11 protein-coding genes are annotated in these 14,220 nt (G+C 70.9%); 5 read left to right on the top strand and 6 right to left on the bottom strand.

The features are described from left to right. Nucleotides 1–182 precede the first annotated feature (182 nt). From RM479_RS22770 to RM479_RS22760, 3 genes are all read left to right on the top strand, one after another. Nucleotides 183–680 carry an ASCH domain-containing protein gene (locus RM479_RS22770; protein WP_311513791.1) on the top strand — a complete coding sequence of 166 codons (498 nt, stop codon included), beginning with the start codon at nt 183–185 and terminating at the stop codon, nt 678–680. 459 nt (nt 681–1,139) lie between these two features. Further along, nucleotides 1,140–2,996 (top strand): FHA domain-containing protein, encoded by a 1,857-nt coding sequence (locus tag RM479_RS22765; protein ID WP_311513790.1) that lies wholly within the window; start codon nt 1,140–1,142, stop codon nt 2,994–2,996. A gap of 157 nt (nt 2,997–3,153) precedes the next feature. After that, the gene (locus RM479_RS22760; RefSeq protein WP_274810515.1) at nt 3,154–3,822 is read left to right on the top strand and encodes a lysophospholipid acyltransferase family protein; all 669 of its coding nucleotides are present in this window, start codon (nt 3,154–3,156) and stop codon (nt 3,820–3,822) included. Between the two features lie 510 nt (nt 3,823–4,332). Here the strand turns inward: RM479_RS22760 and RM479_RS22755 are convergent. Beyond that, nucleotides 4,333–4,893, bottom strand: coding sequence for a TIGR03086 family metal-binding protein (locus RM479_RS22755; RefSeq protein WP_311513789.1), 561 nt, complete (start codon nt 4,891–4,893; stop codon nt 4,333–4,335). Between the two features lie 173 nt (nt 4,894–5,066). Further along, complete coding sequence (locus RM479_RS22750) at nt 5,067–6,542, bottom strand: MDR family MFS transporter (protein WP_274810517.1); 1,476 nt, start codon at nt 6,540–6,542, stop codon at nt 5,067–5,069. A 227-nt stretch (nt 6,543–6,769) separates the two neighbouring features. Between RM479_RS22750 and msrA the strand changes: the two genes are divergently transcribed. Continuing rightward, nucleotides 6,770–7,276, top strand: a complete 507-nt coding sequence (msrA, locus tag RM479_RS22745; protein WP_274810518.1) for a peptide-methionine (S)-S-oxide reductase MsrA — start codon at nt 6,770–6,772, stop codon at nt 7,274–7,276. Between the two features lie 141 nt (nt 7,277–7,417). Here msrA and RM479_RS22740 read toward each other — a convergent pair whose 3' ends face one another. The 4 genes from RM479_RS22740 to RM479_RS22720 all read right to left on the bottom strand — a co-directional run bounded on the left by RM479_RS22740 (nt 7,418) and on the right by RM479_RS22720 (nt 12,367). After that, entirely contained in the window at nt 7,418–7,918 is a 501-nt protein-coding gene (locus tag RM479_RS22740; RefSeq protein WP_311513788.1) for a hypothetical protein, read from the bottom strand. Nucleotides 7,919–8,200: 282 nt separating this feature from the next. Beyond that, a complete protein-coding gene (locus RM479_RS22735; RefSeq protein ID WP_311513787.1) occupies nt 8,201–8,647 on the bottom strand; it encodes a hypothetical protein in 447 nt (148 codons plus the stop codon). Nucleotides 8,648–8,869: 222 nt separating this feature from the next. Then, a complete protein-coding gene (locus RM479_RS22730) occupies nt 8,870–11,224 on the bottom strand; it encodes a LamG domain-containing protein (protein WP_397222920.1) in 2,355 nt (784 codons plus the stop codon). A gap of 42 nt (nt 11,225–11,266) precedes the next feature. Then, nucleotides 11,267–12,367, bottom strand: coding sequence for a hypothetical protein (locus RM479_RS22720; RefSeq protein ID WP_311513784.1), 1,101 nt, complete (start codon nt 12,365–12,367; stop codon nt 11,267–11,269). 526 nt (nt 12,368–12,893) lie between these two features. On the opposite strand from RM479_RS22720, the gene RM479_RS22715 reads away from it, so the two are divergent. Beyond that, nucleotides 12,894–14,174, top strand: coding sequence for an alpha/beta fold hydrolase (locus RM479_RS22715; RefSeq protein WP_311513783.1), 1,281 nt, complete (start codon nt 12,894–12,896; stop codon nt 14,172–14,174). Nucleotides 14,175–14,220: the final 46 nt, after the last annotated feature.

Raw genomic sequence — 14,220 nt, 5'->3', positions numbered from 1 at the left:
GACCCCGAAGGCGACGGGGTCCGTTCGTGAAGGCGGACCGACACGGACCCGGGGGATCCGCCGCGCACCGCGCGAAGGCGCCCGATCCCCCGAGACCCGGCCCCGGGAACGGCGATGTCCGGCCGCCACGGGCGGACGCCGGCCCGCCCCGTGCCCTCCCCCGCCTCTGGGAGGCTTGCCCCATGGAGAACGCACCCGTGGACCGGACCGCCGCACTGCGCCTGTGGGAGGAGTACCGGTCGGCCCGACCCGCGCTGGCGACCGACCGCGAACCGCCGTCCGTCGAACGCTTCGGCGACCACCCGGCGCTCACCGACGAACTCCTGGGACTGGTGTTGGCCGGGACCAAGCGGGCGACCGCGTCGCTCCTGATCGAGTTCGCCGCCGAGGGGGCGCCGGCGCCCAGGATCGGTGACCACTGGATCGCCTGTGACTCCGCGGGGCGGCCACGCGCGGTCCTGCGCACCACCGGGCTGCGCCTGGGCGTCTTCGGCGACGCCGACGAGGCGTTCGCCCGCGACGAGGGCGAGGACGACCTGTCGCTCGCGTCGTGGCGGGAGGGGCACCGGCGGTACTGGACGCGCCTCGCACCGGCGCTGGGCGCCACCTGGACCGAGGAGCACGAGATCGTCTTCGAGCACTTCTCGGTGGTCTGGCCGCCCGAGGTCGCCGACCGCTGACCGGGTCCTCTCCCGGGTTCCCTGAACGCCGTCACCCCGATCGGGCGCGTCCGGAACCCGTCGTGCACACAACGTATTCTTCCGTGTGCGTGCTCCGGGGTCGGTGCCGCTCGAAATTGCGCCCCATGAATACGGATGAATACCCTCAGCGGTTCACCCCTTTCGGTCTCGGTCGGGAAAAAAGTCCTCCCCCGACACATCCGAAGACTCTGATCAGCGCTTTCACACCCGCCCCACCGGTACGGAGTCCCGAACCGGGCCCCTCGAAACCTCCGATGACCGAGTCGGGTTCCGGTCCTTCCGCATGTGCGGATCAGGAGCTTTTTCCGTAAAATTCTGATCCGAATGCACGACGTTCGCATCCCACCCAGGGAAACAGCGGAACGGGCGTTCACACCCCCGATCACCCCCTCACGATTCACATCCCCGGTCACCCCCCACGACAGAGAGAAGTAGGTCGTGTCATTCGAGATCGTCGGACGCGAAGGCCCCTTCGCCGATCAGACCTTTCCCGTCGGTGAGGCCCCCCTCACCTTCGGCCGCCACAGCGACAACCGGATCGTGGTGTGCAGCAGGGCCGCATCACGCTTCCACGCGGAGATATCCCGCGAGGGGGACGGCCACCTCCTGAAGGATCGCGGCAGCAGCAACGGGACGCTGGTCAACGGCGTTCTCGTGGACGTGCACGTCCTGGTCCCCGGCGACGTGATCGAGATCGGTGAGGAGTCGTTCGTCTGGCAGGCCGTGGAGCGGCCCGGCGCGGCCGACGTCCCGGTCACCCAGATGTTCGTCCGGGCGGACGTCTCGGGCCCCAGGCTCAACGTCACCGTCACCGGCGGCGGCCCCGTCGGGCTCTCCTTCGCGCTGTTGCTGGAGCACCTGCTGGGCTCCCAGGTGTTCGTGACCGTGTACGACGCGCGGTGGACCCGGGAGGGGGCGCGGGTCGTGTGGAAGAACGCGCAGCAGGGCAACGTCCGGCGCCGGCAGGTCGTGACGATCCAGAGCCGGCAGTTCCTCAACCTGTCCGAGGAGATGCGCGAACGCCTGTTCACGGAGGGCGAGTACAGCGAGATGTGGCCCTCGGGCGCCGATTCCATCCGTGGTCAGGGGCCTCGCAACATCCGCATCTCGCGCGTGGAGGACGTGCTGCTGGAGATGTGCGGCGAGCGGCCCGACCGCATCCGGCTGGTCCCCGAGAAGTTCGTCGCGACGGAGACCGGCACGTGGGAGGGGAACCACGTGCTCGCCGTCTGCGAGGGGTCGCGCTCGCGCACCCGCGAGCACTTCAGTGGCAAGTTCGGACAGGCCGACAGCGGCATCTACTCGCTGAACGGCGAACACGTCGAGGACGTCGTACTGGGGTTGCAGGTCAAGTCCGAACTGCCGGATCCCATGTCGGTGCTGCTGACCGTGGCCCAGAACCGCTTCCTGCTGAACTCGCTGCACGGCGAGGGTTTCCTCAACATGCGTCTGACCGACGAGGAGGCGGCCGAGGTCGTCGGCATCGACCCCGTCCGGCGGTCGTTCGAGGAGTGCGTCGGTTCCCGTCCGTGCGTCATGGCCCGCGACGAGGAGGGCGACTTCACCTGCTCCACGCACAGCACCCTGTTCCTTCCGGCCCTGGTCAGGGGGTCCAAACTGTGGAAGCGGGTGCGGCAGGGGCTGGAGTTCTTCGGGGTGCCCGAGAAGAACCTGAGCGCCGTCACCGCCTTCCGGCTCAGCATGGTGCAACGGCCGCGGTTCACCGCCCAGCTGCGGGGGGCGACGCCCACCACGCCGGGCACCTACGGGTTCCTGCTCGGGGACGCCGCCAACGCCATCCACTTCTGGCCCGGGCGCGGCCTCAACAGCGGGCTGGCCTCGGCCATCTCACTGGCCCGTTCACTCAGCAGTTCGTGGAACGGCCGCCCCTTCCGCGACTCCGACTTCATCCGCCACGAGGCGGCCATGTCGATGTTGCAGTACCGGCACAAGAGCCGCGCCTGGAAGGCGATGGTGACCACCGACGAGAACGGTGAGACCGGCACCATCAAGGAGCTGATCGGCCGGAGCCTGGACGAGGAGGGCGCGGGCCGCGAGGCGGACACGACGACGCTCATGGAGCGGCTGGGGTCGATCCGGGACCGGCTGGCCACCCGGATCACGGGGCTGCCCGACGACGACGCACTGCGCGCGCACCTGGAGGGCCTGACCGACGAGACACTGCGTTCGCTGGTCGCCGGCGGGGCGTGGGACACGCTGACCGTCGGCGGCGAGGAGGTCGACATCGACATCTTCTACCGGGAGGAGGCGTCGGCGCGGCCGATCGGGGTCTGAGCCCCTCGGACGGGACGGCCACGGCTCCCCACCGTGTCCGTCCCGTCCGTGTTCTCCCTGTTCGGTGAGCTGGGGCACTCTCGACCCCCCGGCCACTTGTTACCGATGGGTCGCCCTTACATTGGGTTCGGACACCACCGGAAGTGAGGGAGACCACGTGCTCTACGATGCGTTGCGGCAGACGGCGTCGCTCCTGGCCCGATCGCTGTGCCGCCCGACCATCGAGGGCCGCGAGAACGTCCCCGCCACCGGCCCGGTGCTGCTCGCCAGCAATCACCTGTCCTTCGTGGACAGCGTCGTGATCCCGTTGTCGGTGACCCAGCGACGGGTGCGTTTCCTGGCCAAGAGCGACTACTTCGAGGGCAAGGGCGTCAAGGGACGCGTCACCGGGACGGTGTTCAGCGCGCTGGGGGCGATGCCGCTGGAGCGCGCCAACGCGCGCGACGCCATGGCGACCCTGGAGATGATGCTGGACCGGTTGCGCGACGGCGAGGCCTGCGTGATCTACCCGGAGGGCACCCGTTCGCGCGACGGCCGCCTGTACCGGGGGCGCACGGGGGTGGCCCACCTGGCGTTGGAGTCCAAGGCCCCGGTGGTGCCGGTGGCGCTGTCGGGCACCCAGGAGGTACAGCCGGTCGGGGCGTCGATGCCCCGACCGCGCCCGTTCACGGTCCGCTTCGGCGAGCCCATGGACTTCTCCACCGGGTACGACCACCTCGCCCCGGGCAAGGCCCGCCGGGTGATCACCGATCGGGTCATGGACGCCATCCACGCCCTGTCCGGGCAGGAGCGCGCGGGCCACTACAACGATCCGGGCGGTCGCTGACCGCCGCACGCCTCCTCCGGGGCCGGGATTCCAGGTTCCGGAGCCACTTTTTTCATGAACCTCGCACGCGAGGTGATCACGTGTGGTGACATGGTGATCACGGAAGCGCGGAGGCCGGTGTGCTCATCGGCCTCAGCCCCGTGCCCGGGCACGGTCGTCTTCCCGGACCGTCCCCCGGCCCTCTCTTCGGGCGACGGTCTTCGGCCGTCCCGCCCCGCCTCCCTCCGCGCGACGGGGCGGCCACCCCCGTTCTCCGGCGGACGGCCTCCGCCGCCCGCCGGAGAACGGGACCGACGTCGGCGCGCCCGGACCGCCTGCCGCGAACGCCGAGAGACGGCGGCCGGCACGGTCGCCGGAAGCCTCCCCGGGTCGCCCGGAACCGTCGCCGGTGCGACGCGAGGGACCCTCCGGTCCCGGTGATCCCGTACCCGCGATCGACAACGGCGCCCGAGACCCCTCACGGGTACGCGATCGCGAAGGAGCGGGCGCGCCGGTGACCGTGTCGGCGGTTCACGGGGCGCGACCGGTGAGGGCCAACAGCCGCTCCTGCACCCCGGCCTCCTCCCCGACGGGGACGGGGGGATCGAACATCGGCCCCGGACCCAGGTCCTGGCGTCGCGCCCAGCCGTGGAGTTCGGCGACCAGGTCGGGGTCGAGCGCCTCGTCGGCACCCAGGGCGCGGGCCAGGTCCCAGGCGTGCACCGCGAGGTCGAAGGTCATCTGCCACAGGTAGAGTTCGCCCGGCGCGTCACCGAAGGACAGGTGCACGGTGCGGCCGAGCGCCGAGGGCGCCAGCCAGGCGGCGCGGGCCTCCCGGGCCGCGATCTCCCAGACGGCCAGGGGTTCCTCGCCCAGGACGTCGCCGTCGAAGCGGTCGCCGACCTCCTCGACGGTCGCCCCCGCCAGGAGGGACGGGACCCACAGCTGTTCCGTGGTGAGGTGGTCGACCAGGTCGTGGACGTCCCAGTCGGCGCAGGGCGTGGGCAGCGCCCAGTCGGTGAGCCGGACCTGCCGCACCCGGCGGTCGAACTCCTCCAGCGCGACGCCGTGCAGGTCGATCAGCCGTTCCATCCTCGCCCTCCCTCGTGCTTCCTCCCGTGCCGGGCGCCCTACCCGCGTCGGGACGGTGTGAACACTCCCCCGTCCGTTCAGAGCGCGGACGAGCGGGGAGGACACGGCCGGTCCCGCGACGGGAACGACGTCGGCCGGCCCCGAGAGGGACCGGCCGACGTGTGCGCGGGTCGTCAGTGGGCCGCGGGGGCCGCCTGCGGCGTCCCGGTTGCGGCGCGGCGCACGAAGAACGTGGCCGCGAACCCCAGCACCGAGATCGTGGCGCCGAGCAGGAAGGCGACGTGGATGCCGCCGGCCATGGCCTCGATCTCCGGCATGCCCTCTCCGACGAGGTTCGCCGAGGACGCCGACATCACCGCGACGAACGCCGCCGTGCCGGCCGCGCCGGCGACCTGCTGGACGGTGCCCACGACGGCGCTGCCGTGCGAGTACAGCTCCGGCCGCAGGGACCCCAGGGCGCCGGTGAGCAGCGGCGTGAACATGAGGCCCAGGCCGACGGTGAGCATCACGTGCGTGCCGATGATGAACCAGAGCGGGGTCTGGGTGTCGAACAGCGTCATCCCCCACAGCGTCAGCGACACCAGCGCGCCGCCGGGGATGATCAGCGGCCTGGGGCCGACCTTGTCGTAGAAGCGGCCCACGAACGGGGCGATCAGACCCATGGCCAGCCCGCCGGGCAGCAGGGTCAGACCGGTGGTCAGGGTGTCGTGGCCCAGCACGTTCTGCATGTACAGCGGCAGCAGGATGAGCGTGCCGAACAGCGCCATGAAGCTGACCCCGACCAGGGCGATGGAGATCGAGAACTGGGTGGAGCCGAACACGCGCAGGTCCAGCAGGGCGCGGTCCCGGCTCTGGAGACGCAACTGCCGCCACACGAACACCACCAGCGCCACCGCGCCGATCGCGATCGCCGCCCCCGGGGGGATCGGGCCGCCGCCGTGGCCGCCCAGGCTGGAGAACCCGTACACGAGGCCGCCGAACGCGAACGCCGACACCAGCACGGAGGGCATGTCGATGCGGGCCGGGCGCGGCTCGGTGACGTTGCGGATGAACAGGGCGCCCAGCCCCAGGCCGATCAGGGCGATGGGCAGCACCAGGCCGAACATCCAGCGCCAGTCCAGCACGCTGAGGATCAGGCCGGCCAGTGTCGGGCCGATGGCGGGCGCCACCGAGATGACGATGGAGATGTTGCCCATGGTCCGGCCACGCCGTTCGGCGGGCACGGTGTTGAGGATGGTGGTCATGAGCAGCGGCATCATGATCGCCGTGCCGACGGCCTGCACGATCCGGCCCGTGAGCAGGAACGTGAAGCCGGGTGCCAGGAAGCACAGCAGGGTGCCGACGCTGAACAGCGTCATGGCGGCGATGAACACCTGCCGGACGTGGAAGCGCTGCAACAGGAACCCGGTCGCGGGGATCACCACGGCCATCACGAGCATGAAGGCGGAGGTGAGCCACTGGCCGGTGGAGACGGAGATGCCCAGGTCGGCGTTGAGGGCGGGCAGCGCCACGCCCATGATCGTCTCGTTGAGGATGACGACGAACGCCGAGACCAGGAGCAGCGGGATGACCAGGCGTTCGGCGCGCGGCGCCGTGGGGTCGGCGGTGGATTCCGACGCGCGGTCGGGTGGTGTGGGTGTCCCGGTCACAGGTGTCCTCGTGTCATCGTGATCGTGCGGATGCGCGGGGGATGCAGGGAGTGCAATTTTCTCCCGAACAAACCCCAACCTCCCACACCAACAGGACATTCCCGCATCGGGAGTGTGGTCTGGGTCCCACATCCGGGCCCGTTACGGGGCCGGGTCCCGGCGCGGGAACGCCACGGCCCCGACCGACGTTGTGGGAGAAGCCGCACGCTGGAGAAGAAGGAGGCACGATGGCGACCGAACGCGCCGTTCTGGCCGGAGGCTGTTTCTGGGGCATGCAGGACCTCATCCGCAGACAGCCGGGGGTGACCGGCACCCGGGTGGGCTACACCGGCGGGGACGTGGAGAACGCCACCTACCGGAACCACGGCACCCACGCCGAGGCGATCGAGATCCTCTTCGACCCCGAGGCGACCTCCTACCGTGAACTGCTGGAGTTCTTCTTCCAGATCCACGACCCCACGACGGTGAACCGTCAGGGCAACGACATCGGCATGAGCTACCGGTCGGCGATCTACCACGTCGACGACGCCCAGCGGAAGGTGGCCGAGGACACCATCGCCGACGTGGACGCCTCCGGCCTGTGGCCGGGGCCGGTGGTGACCGAGGTCGAGCCGGTGGGTCCGTTCTGGGAGGCCGAGCCCGAGCACCAGGACTACCTGGAGAAGTACCCGAACGGGTACACCTGCCACTTCCCGCGCCCGGGGTGGCGTCTGCCCAGGCGCGACACCGTCTGACCGATGAACGAGGGGAGGGTCCCCGGCCACGAGGGCCGGGGACCCTCCCCTCGTCCGCGCGGCGGGCGCGAGGGGCCCCGGGAGAGCCCTGCGGACGGCGCCTCGGGCGGGGTCGGGGGGCGCGGGACGGAGGGAGGGGGTTCAGCCCGCCTTGCGGTGGGCGTCCGCCAGGACCCCCCGGATCCGGTCGGCGCACTCCAGCAGGTCGCCCATGACCGAGGCGACGGGGGCCTCCCGGTCGGGCGGGAGTTCGGTGACCAGCCCGCCCCAGTCGGGGACGGGGACCACGAGCACCCACCACGGCGACGGCCGCTCCCCGGTCTGCGGGTCGATCCCGGCGCGGTGGCGGAGCAGGAGGTGGTCGGCGTGCACGGGACCGGCGGGCCGGCGTTCGGCGGGCCAGGTGGCGGCCACCCCGGTGCAGAGAGAGGCGAGCATGTAGGAGCTGGAGGCCGACTGTTCGGCGCGCACCTGCGCGCGCTCGTCCTCGGGGTGTCCGGCGTGGCCGAGCAGGACACCGTCGAGGCCGAAGGCGACCGTGTGGGCGGCGCCGGTGCGCCCCTGGAAGTCGGTCAGGAGTTCGCCGACCAGGGCGGGGCGTTCGTGGCGCAGCGCGACCCGCCCGATCCGATTGTTGATCATGGTCGACCAGTATGGTGACGGACCGTTGGAATGAGAACACGGTGTGCCCTAGAGCACGTCGTTCGGGCTCCGAACAGCGCTTTCGAGGAACGGGGTCCCATACCAGTCTCGACGAAAGACCAGTTCAGGACCGCTTTCGAGATCGGACCGCGCTCCGGACCGGCCCGGGTTTCGGTGGACCGGAAGGCGGGGGCGGATCACTCCCCCTTCACCGGTCCACTGTCCGAATCAGCACGCTTCCCCGGCCGGACTCCGCGACGCCGTCCCCCGAGGTGGGGCGGGTCAGTTCTCACGGGTGAGGCCCCTGACCGCGGCGCCGGCGACGGCGAGCGCCACCGCGTCCTCGATGAGCGCACCGGCGGTGTCGGGGCCGACCCTGCCCCACACCTCCCGCCAGGTGACACCGGCCCAGGCGCCCACGGGCGCGGCGATCCCGGCGATCAGGACGGCGGGGGGCAGGGGGACACCGGCCGCCCGGGCCAGAAGACCGCCGCCGACCATGGCGCTGGCCACCCGGGGGATGAGCCCCGCCCACTCCAACCGGCTGGGGGCGAACGGCGTCTTGTCGCCGATGAACTCTCCGACGGTGCCCAGGACCGTCAACGTCGTCAGCGCCGGCCCGCCCCCCGGGACGGCGCGCAGCGCGGTCCCCGCGCCCAGGCTCGCCCGTGATCCGGCCGCCAGGCCGAGCAGGCAGGCCCGCACGGGGATCCCCTTCCGTTCCGCCATGACTCCCCCTTCGGTCGTAGGTGCTCGGAATCGGACCCGTTCCCCGGGAGGAGGACTTCGACACCCCTCGTCGGCTTCGAGGGGCAGGGGGGCGAGCGGGGCGTCGGCGGGAGGACGTCGGACGACACGGCCGCCGGACGAAGGGGCGGGTACAGGCCGGCCCCCGCGTCCACGGGGGCGAGGGGGCCGGTCACCGGGGGTGGAGGGATGTGCGGCGAGAATTCAGGACTGGATGTTGGGGAACTCGCCGTTGCGAACCTCGCTGAGTCCGAAGGCGTTCAGGACTCCCTGGTAGGCGTGCACGTCGTCGATGTCACCTTTCCAGTGGTGGGAGACCGCCCCCTGCTGCCGAGCGGCACCGATGTGCACCGGACCGTCGGCGTGCCAGGCGTGGTCGACGGTTGCCCGGGCCTCCTTGAATCCGTTGACGTACAGGACCGTCTCCTTGCGGGTGTGGTCGTAGACCCCCACCAGGTGGGTCCACTCCCCCAGGCGTGCCGGGGCGGTGGAGGTCGCGGTGGTGCCGGCGCCCGAGCCACCGTCGGAGGTCAGGGTGAACGTCCACCTGCCGTCCGAGCCCCGGTGGCCGAGGCGGAAGGCACTGTCGGTGGGTCCGGATTGGTCCAGTACGGTGGCGTCGATGGCCCCGGCAGTCTCGTCCAAGCGCACCCAGGCGGCGACGCTGAAGCTGCGGTCGGTGCGCAGCGCCGGGTCCGCAGTGGCTATGTACTCGTCGATGCCGTTGAGCCGCACGCCCGGTGAGGCGGTGACAGCGTTCTCCGCTAGGTTCCACGCGGTGAGCGGATCACCGTGCAGAGTGGCGTCCAGCCCATGGTCGGTGGAGTCGGCGACCACGGTGCCGTCGTACTCGTCGAGCGTCCAGCGACCCTCGGGAGCGACGGGACTGTTCGCCAGGCGCCACACCTCGGTCTCGATCTCGTGATCGGTGACGATGTGGTCGAGAACGACACGGTCCCACACCCGGACATCGTCGATCGACCCGGGCCAGTGGTGATCGTCGACACCCTGGACGAGGCCTCGACCCACGGTCAGTGGCCCGGTAGCGTTCCAGGCCCCGGTGTGGGCGGCCTCGCCCTGCTCGACTCCGTCCACGTACAGGGTGAGTTTGCGGGTCTGAGAGTCGTAGGTGCCCAGCAGGTGCGTCCACACCCCGATCTCGGCGGACTGGGAGGACATGACCGAGGCCCACGGACGCGAGCCGTCCCAGTGCTCGTCCTCCGGGGACATCTTGAACACCCACTGGCCGGTGTTGCCTTGGTAGCCGAGGTGGAAGGCACTCTGCTGGGCGCCTTCCTGGGCAACCGCGGTGTGGTGGGCGTGGGCCCGGTCCAGCTTGACCCAGGCGGCGACGGCGAACGTGCCGGAGGTGTCCACGGCCGGGTAGTCGGCGTTGATCTGGTCGTAGGGACCCGGGTCGCCGGCGGTGTAGCCGCTGGTGTGCACGGCGGTTCCGGTCATACGCGGTGTCGGATCGAGGAGGGGGTTCTCGGTGGTGCCGACGCGGCCGCGCACCCAGTCGACACCGCTGGAGAGGGTGGCACCGCGGTCGGGATCGATGGCGTCGGCGGCGCGGTCCCCCTGGCCCTCGTCGAAACCGATGTGAGCGACTGGAGCGCTGGGCGGGGCCACCAGGAAGGAGTACACCAGCGCGCAGTCGGAGGAGTTGCCGAAGCCGTCCACCGTGCGAGCGTAGATCCAGTTGGGGCCCTCCTGGCGGGGGGTCAGCGTCACCGTGACCGACCCGCCCTGCTCATCGGGGGTGAGCCTGGTGGTGCAGGAGTCGTCGTTGAACCCGTAGTAGTAGTCCGTGGCGGTGGGCACACCGTTGTTGCTGAAGGTGAACTCGCCCGGCAGCCCCGGGGAACCATGGAAGGTGTCCCCGGCGGGGTAGTCGGTGGAGGCCACCGCCGGGCCCTGGTCGGGGCGGGAGGTGTTGACCCTGAGGTAGCAGTACGGGGACCAGCCCGACCACGAGGTGCCGTCGTGAGCGCGGACCCGGTAGGCGATCAGCACGTCCTCGGGCAGCGCGGTGGCGCGCGCTGAGCGGAAGGAGCCGGAGTTCCAGACGGCGACGTCGGTGGCCGGGCTGTCCACGCTGCCGACCTGGGATCCGTCGACGGACCAGGCGAACTGGGCCTTGACCTTCTGGCGGCTCGCGGAAGTGGAGTCGCGGTCGCGCACGTAGGCGGTGAACGTGGGCCGGGTCTCGTTGATCAGCCGCGGGGTGGCGGAGTTGGTGGTGCAGCCGCCCCCGTGAGAGTCCGAGATCTGGACGGGCACCTCGGGCGGGTTGTTGTAGTCGACCTGCAACGTGGGGTTGGAGGCGAAGCGCCGCCAGTCGTGGTTGGAGGAGGACTTGGTCTCGTTGCCGCGCAGGCCCAGGGTGGTGGTCTGGTTCCCGGCGTCGCGACTCCACACGTACCCATCGGTGGCGTCGAACTCCACCGTCGGAGAGGCCCCGCCCGGGCAGGCGGAGCGTCCGGCGTTGACGGTCCTGGTGTCGAGCCTGGTCTTCCAGGCGGAGGTCTGGGAGTTCCAGGTGGTGGAGGAGGTGATGGCGTTGGTGCGCCAGAGCTGGACCTGGGCGTTGGTGCAGCCCTAGGCGTGGGTGACCTTGGCGCGGAACGTGGCGCGGGTGATGGTCGCGTTCTTGGTCCGCGAGTCGATGGAGAACCGCCAGAAGGCGCGCTTGGTGCTGCCCTGTTGGGGTTCGTAGCCCACGCCGGGGGTGTGGGAGGTGGCGTAGTTCCAGTACGACTGGCTCGGGAAGCGGGCGTTGACGTAGGTGCGGCTGTGTCGGCTGACCGCGACCGAGGGGTCGATGTAGACCGGGTACTCGGTGTCGGCGTCGGTGAGCATGGCCCGGTCCGGGACCAAACGGATCGCGGCGGGGGTGACGTCGACGTCGAGGAGTTCACTGCGGGCCGCGGCCGGGGCCATCAGGGTCGGGTCCTCGCCCGTCTCCTCGACCCCGGCCGAGTCCCACATGGCCGGGGCGACGGCGGTGAACACGCTCTCGCCGCCCCGGTCGCCGACGGCGTCGAGGTTGCCGTTCTCGCCCTGGTGGACGGTGACGCCCTCGGAGGACAGGGCCATCTCCAGCTCGGCGAGGTCGGGGTGCCGCGCGGCCTCGGGGGTGTGCACGACCAGGACCTGGCCGAAACCGTCGACCCCGGCGGTCATGACCAGGTCGACGTCGGGCAGTACGTCGGGGTAGGTGGCCTGGGCGCCGTCGACGACCGGCGCGGGCAGGTCCTCGTGCCAGCCCAGGGAGACGTTCTTCGAGCCCAGGCCGACGCCGACCAGGTCCCGGTCGCCGCCGCCGGAGAAGACGAGGTCGGCGACCGCCGCCTTGGGCCGCAGTGCCCCGTCCGCGCCGACGACCAGGTCGGTGTCGACGGGGGTCCAGCCGTCCTCCTCGCGGACCCGCACCGGGAGGGCGTTCTGCTCCATGGTGAAGCCGCCGTCGGGGTTGGCCAGGTGCCGGGTGGTCTCGGTGGTGGCCGCGGTGATCTCGACCGGCTCGCCGGTCTCGGCTGCGAGAGTGAGGGCGGCCCGGTCGTCGATCAGCCCGGTGGTGGAGACACCCGGGGCGTCGGGATCGGGTTCCTGTCCTGCCTGGGCAGGGGCGGACAGGACGGGCAGCAGGAGCACGGGGGCCAGAACGGCGGCACCCCACACCCGAGCACGGCGGGGCATGGCAGGGCTCTTCCTCTCCCAGGACCGAAGGGGGAGCACCGAAAGGGGCCGCCGCGTCATGGGGACGCGACCGGTGGTGGTCGTCCTGGGACGGAGCGAGACGTTAGCAACCGTAAGTGAACAAGGGAACCGTGACCCACTTCACTTTCCCAGCGTCCCTCGACATACGACATGCACCTTCCACAACAACGATGGGACCAGATTCCACCTTGTCCTTATGTGGACACGTATGAGGGCGTTTGGCGGCTGATGTTCTCGGGGATACCTCAAGGTTCTCCCGCCCACGGGGAACCCGGGGCGGACGAGGGCGTGGCCGGGAGCCGGGGCGGCGCGCCGGGCGGAGGCCGCCCCGAGGAGGAGGCGCGCCACGGCGGGCGGTGGGCCGCGCCCGCCCCGCACGCGGACGGGGACCGCGCTCGGTCCGCACACCCGGAACACCCAATATCATTGGTCGGGCCGACTTCCCATATTGGATCATCAATACATTTATCATTCGGGTGTCGGCGGAAAATCAAGGAGATCGTCCATGGGTTATCCCATGCCCGGCCTATGGGTCACCGAGCACACCGTCGCCGTTCCCCTCGACTGGTCGAATCCCGAAGGAGAAAGGATCGACGTCTTCGTCCGGGAATTGGTCGATCCCGAACGCCGAAACGAGGATCTCCCCCTGCTCACCTTTCTTCAGGGCGGTCCCGGCGGCGCGAACCCCCGCCCCCTGGAGCCGGGCGGGTGGATCGCCGAGGCGATCGAGGAGTACCGGATCGTGCTGGTCGACCAGCGGGGAACCGGCCTGAGCACGCCTCTGGACGCGCGGGCCGTCGCCGAACGCGGCGACGGCAGGGCCGGGGCGGATCACCTGGCGTGTTTTCGCGCCGATTGCATCGTGCGCGACCTGGAGCACGTCCGAAAGACCGTGTACGGCGGTTCCCGTTGGGCGACCCTCGCGCAGAGCTACGGCGGTTGGTTGACCCTCGCCTACCTTTCGCACGCCCCCGAGGCGCTCAACGCCTGCTATATCTGCGGCGGGGTACCCGGAATTCCGGCGGACGTCGAAGAGGTCTACCGTCGCACGTTCACCCGGACCGAGCAGAAGAACGCGGAATACCGTCGCAGGTATCCGCGGGACGTCGACGCCGTGTCGGCGATCGCCGACCACCTGGCCGGGAACGACGTGCGCCTGCCCGACGGGGACCGGCTCACCGTGCGCAGGTTCCAGTCACTGGGCCTGGACTTCGGCATGAAGCCGGGCTTCGAGCGCATGCACTGGCTCGTGGAGGGCGCGTTCATCCGTCCGGGCCGCCTGTCGCCGGCGTTCCTCCAGGAGGTGCTGGTGCGCACGTCCAGCGCGGTGAGTCCGCTGTTCTGGACGTTGCAGGAGGCCATCTACGCCGACGGCACCGGCGGTGCCACGGCCTGGGCCGCCCAGCGCGAACGGGAGCGGCGTCCGGGTTTCGCCGAGGACGCCCGCCCGCTGCTGTTCACCGGTGAGATGGCCTTCCCGTGGATGTTCGAGGAGGTGCGGCTGCTGCGCGACCTGCGGCCCGCGGTCGAGGCGCTGGCCGAGCGCTCCGACTGGCCCGCGCTGTACGACCGCGACCGTCTGGCCGCCAACGAGGTCCCGGTGGCGGCGGCCGTCTACCACGACGACATGTACGTCGACGCCCGACTCCAGTTGGACACCCTGAGCGGCCTGGGCAACTCCTGGTCGTGGGTGACCAACGAGTTCGAGCACGACGGCCTCCACTCCGGACGCGTGTTCGGCCGCCTGCGCGCGTCCATGCGCGACCGCGGCGGCGAACCCCGCTGATCCCCGGCCGGACCGGGACTCTCCCCCCGCGGGGCGTCCCGGCCCG

This window comes from Nocardiopsis lambiniae (assembly GCF_031845465.1).
Classification (GTDB): Bacteria; Actinomycetota; Actinomycetes; order Streptosporangiales; family Streptosporangiaceae; genus Nocardiopsis; species Nocardiopsis lambiniae.
Note: the sequence above shows the minus strand (reverse complement) of the source record. Positions and strands in the feature narration are given on the sequence as shown.

Bases quoted from the DNA above. Each gene is read 5' to 3' on its own strand.
- RM479_RS22740 (WP_311513788.1), bottom strand. From the start codon at position 7,918: ATGATCAACAATCGGATCGGGCGGGTCGCGCTGCGCCACGAACGCCCC.
- RM479_RS22735 (WP_311513787.1), bottom strand. From the start codon at position 8,647: ATGGCGGAACGGAAGGGGATCCCCGTGCGGGCCTGCCTGCTCGGCCTG.
- RM479_RS22720 (WP_311513784.1), bottom strand. From the start codon at position 12,367: ATGCCCCGCCGTGCTCGGGTGTGGGGTGCCGCCGTTCTGGCCCCCGTG.
- RM479_RS22715 (WP_311513783.1), top strand. From the start codon at position 12,894: ATGGGTTATCCCATGCCCGGCCTATGGGTCACCGAGCACACCGTCGCC.
- msrA (WP_274810518.1), top strand. From the start codon at position 6,770: ATGGCGACCGAACGCGCCGTTCTGGCCGGAGGCTGTTTCTGGGGCATG.
- RM479_RS22755 (WP_311513789.1), bottom strand. From the start codon at position 4,893: ATGGAACGGCTGATCGACCTGCACGGCGTCGCGCTGGAGGAGTTCGAC.
- RM479_RS22770 (WP_311513791.1), top strand. From the start codon at position 183: ATGGAGAACGCACCCGTGGACCGGACCGCCGCACTGCGCCTGTGGGAG.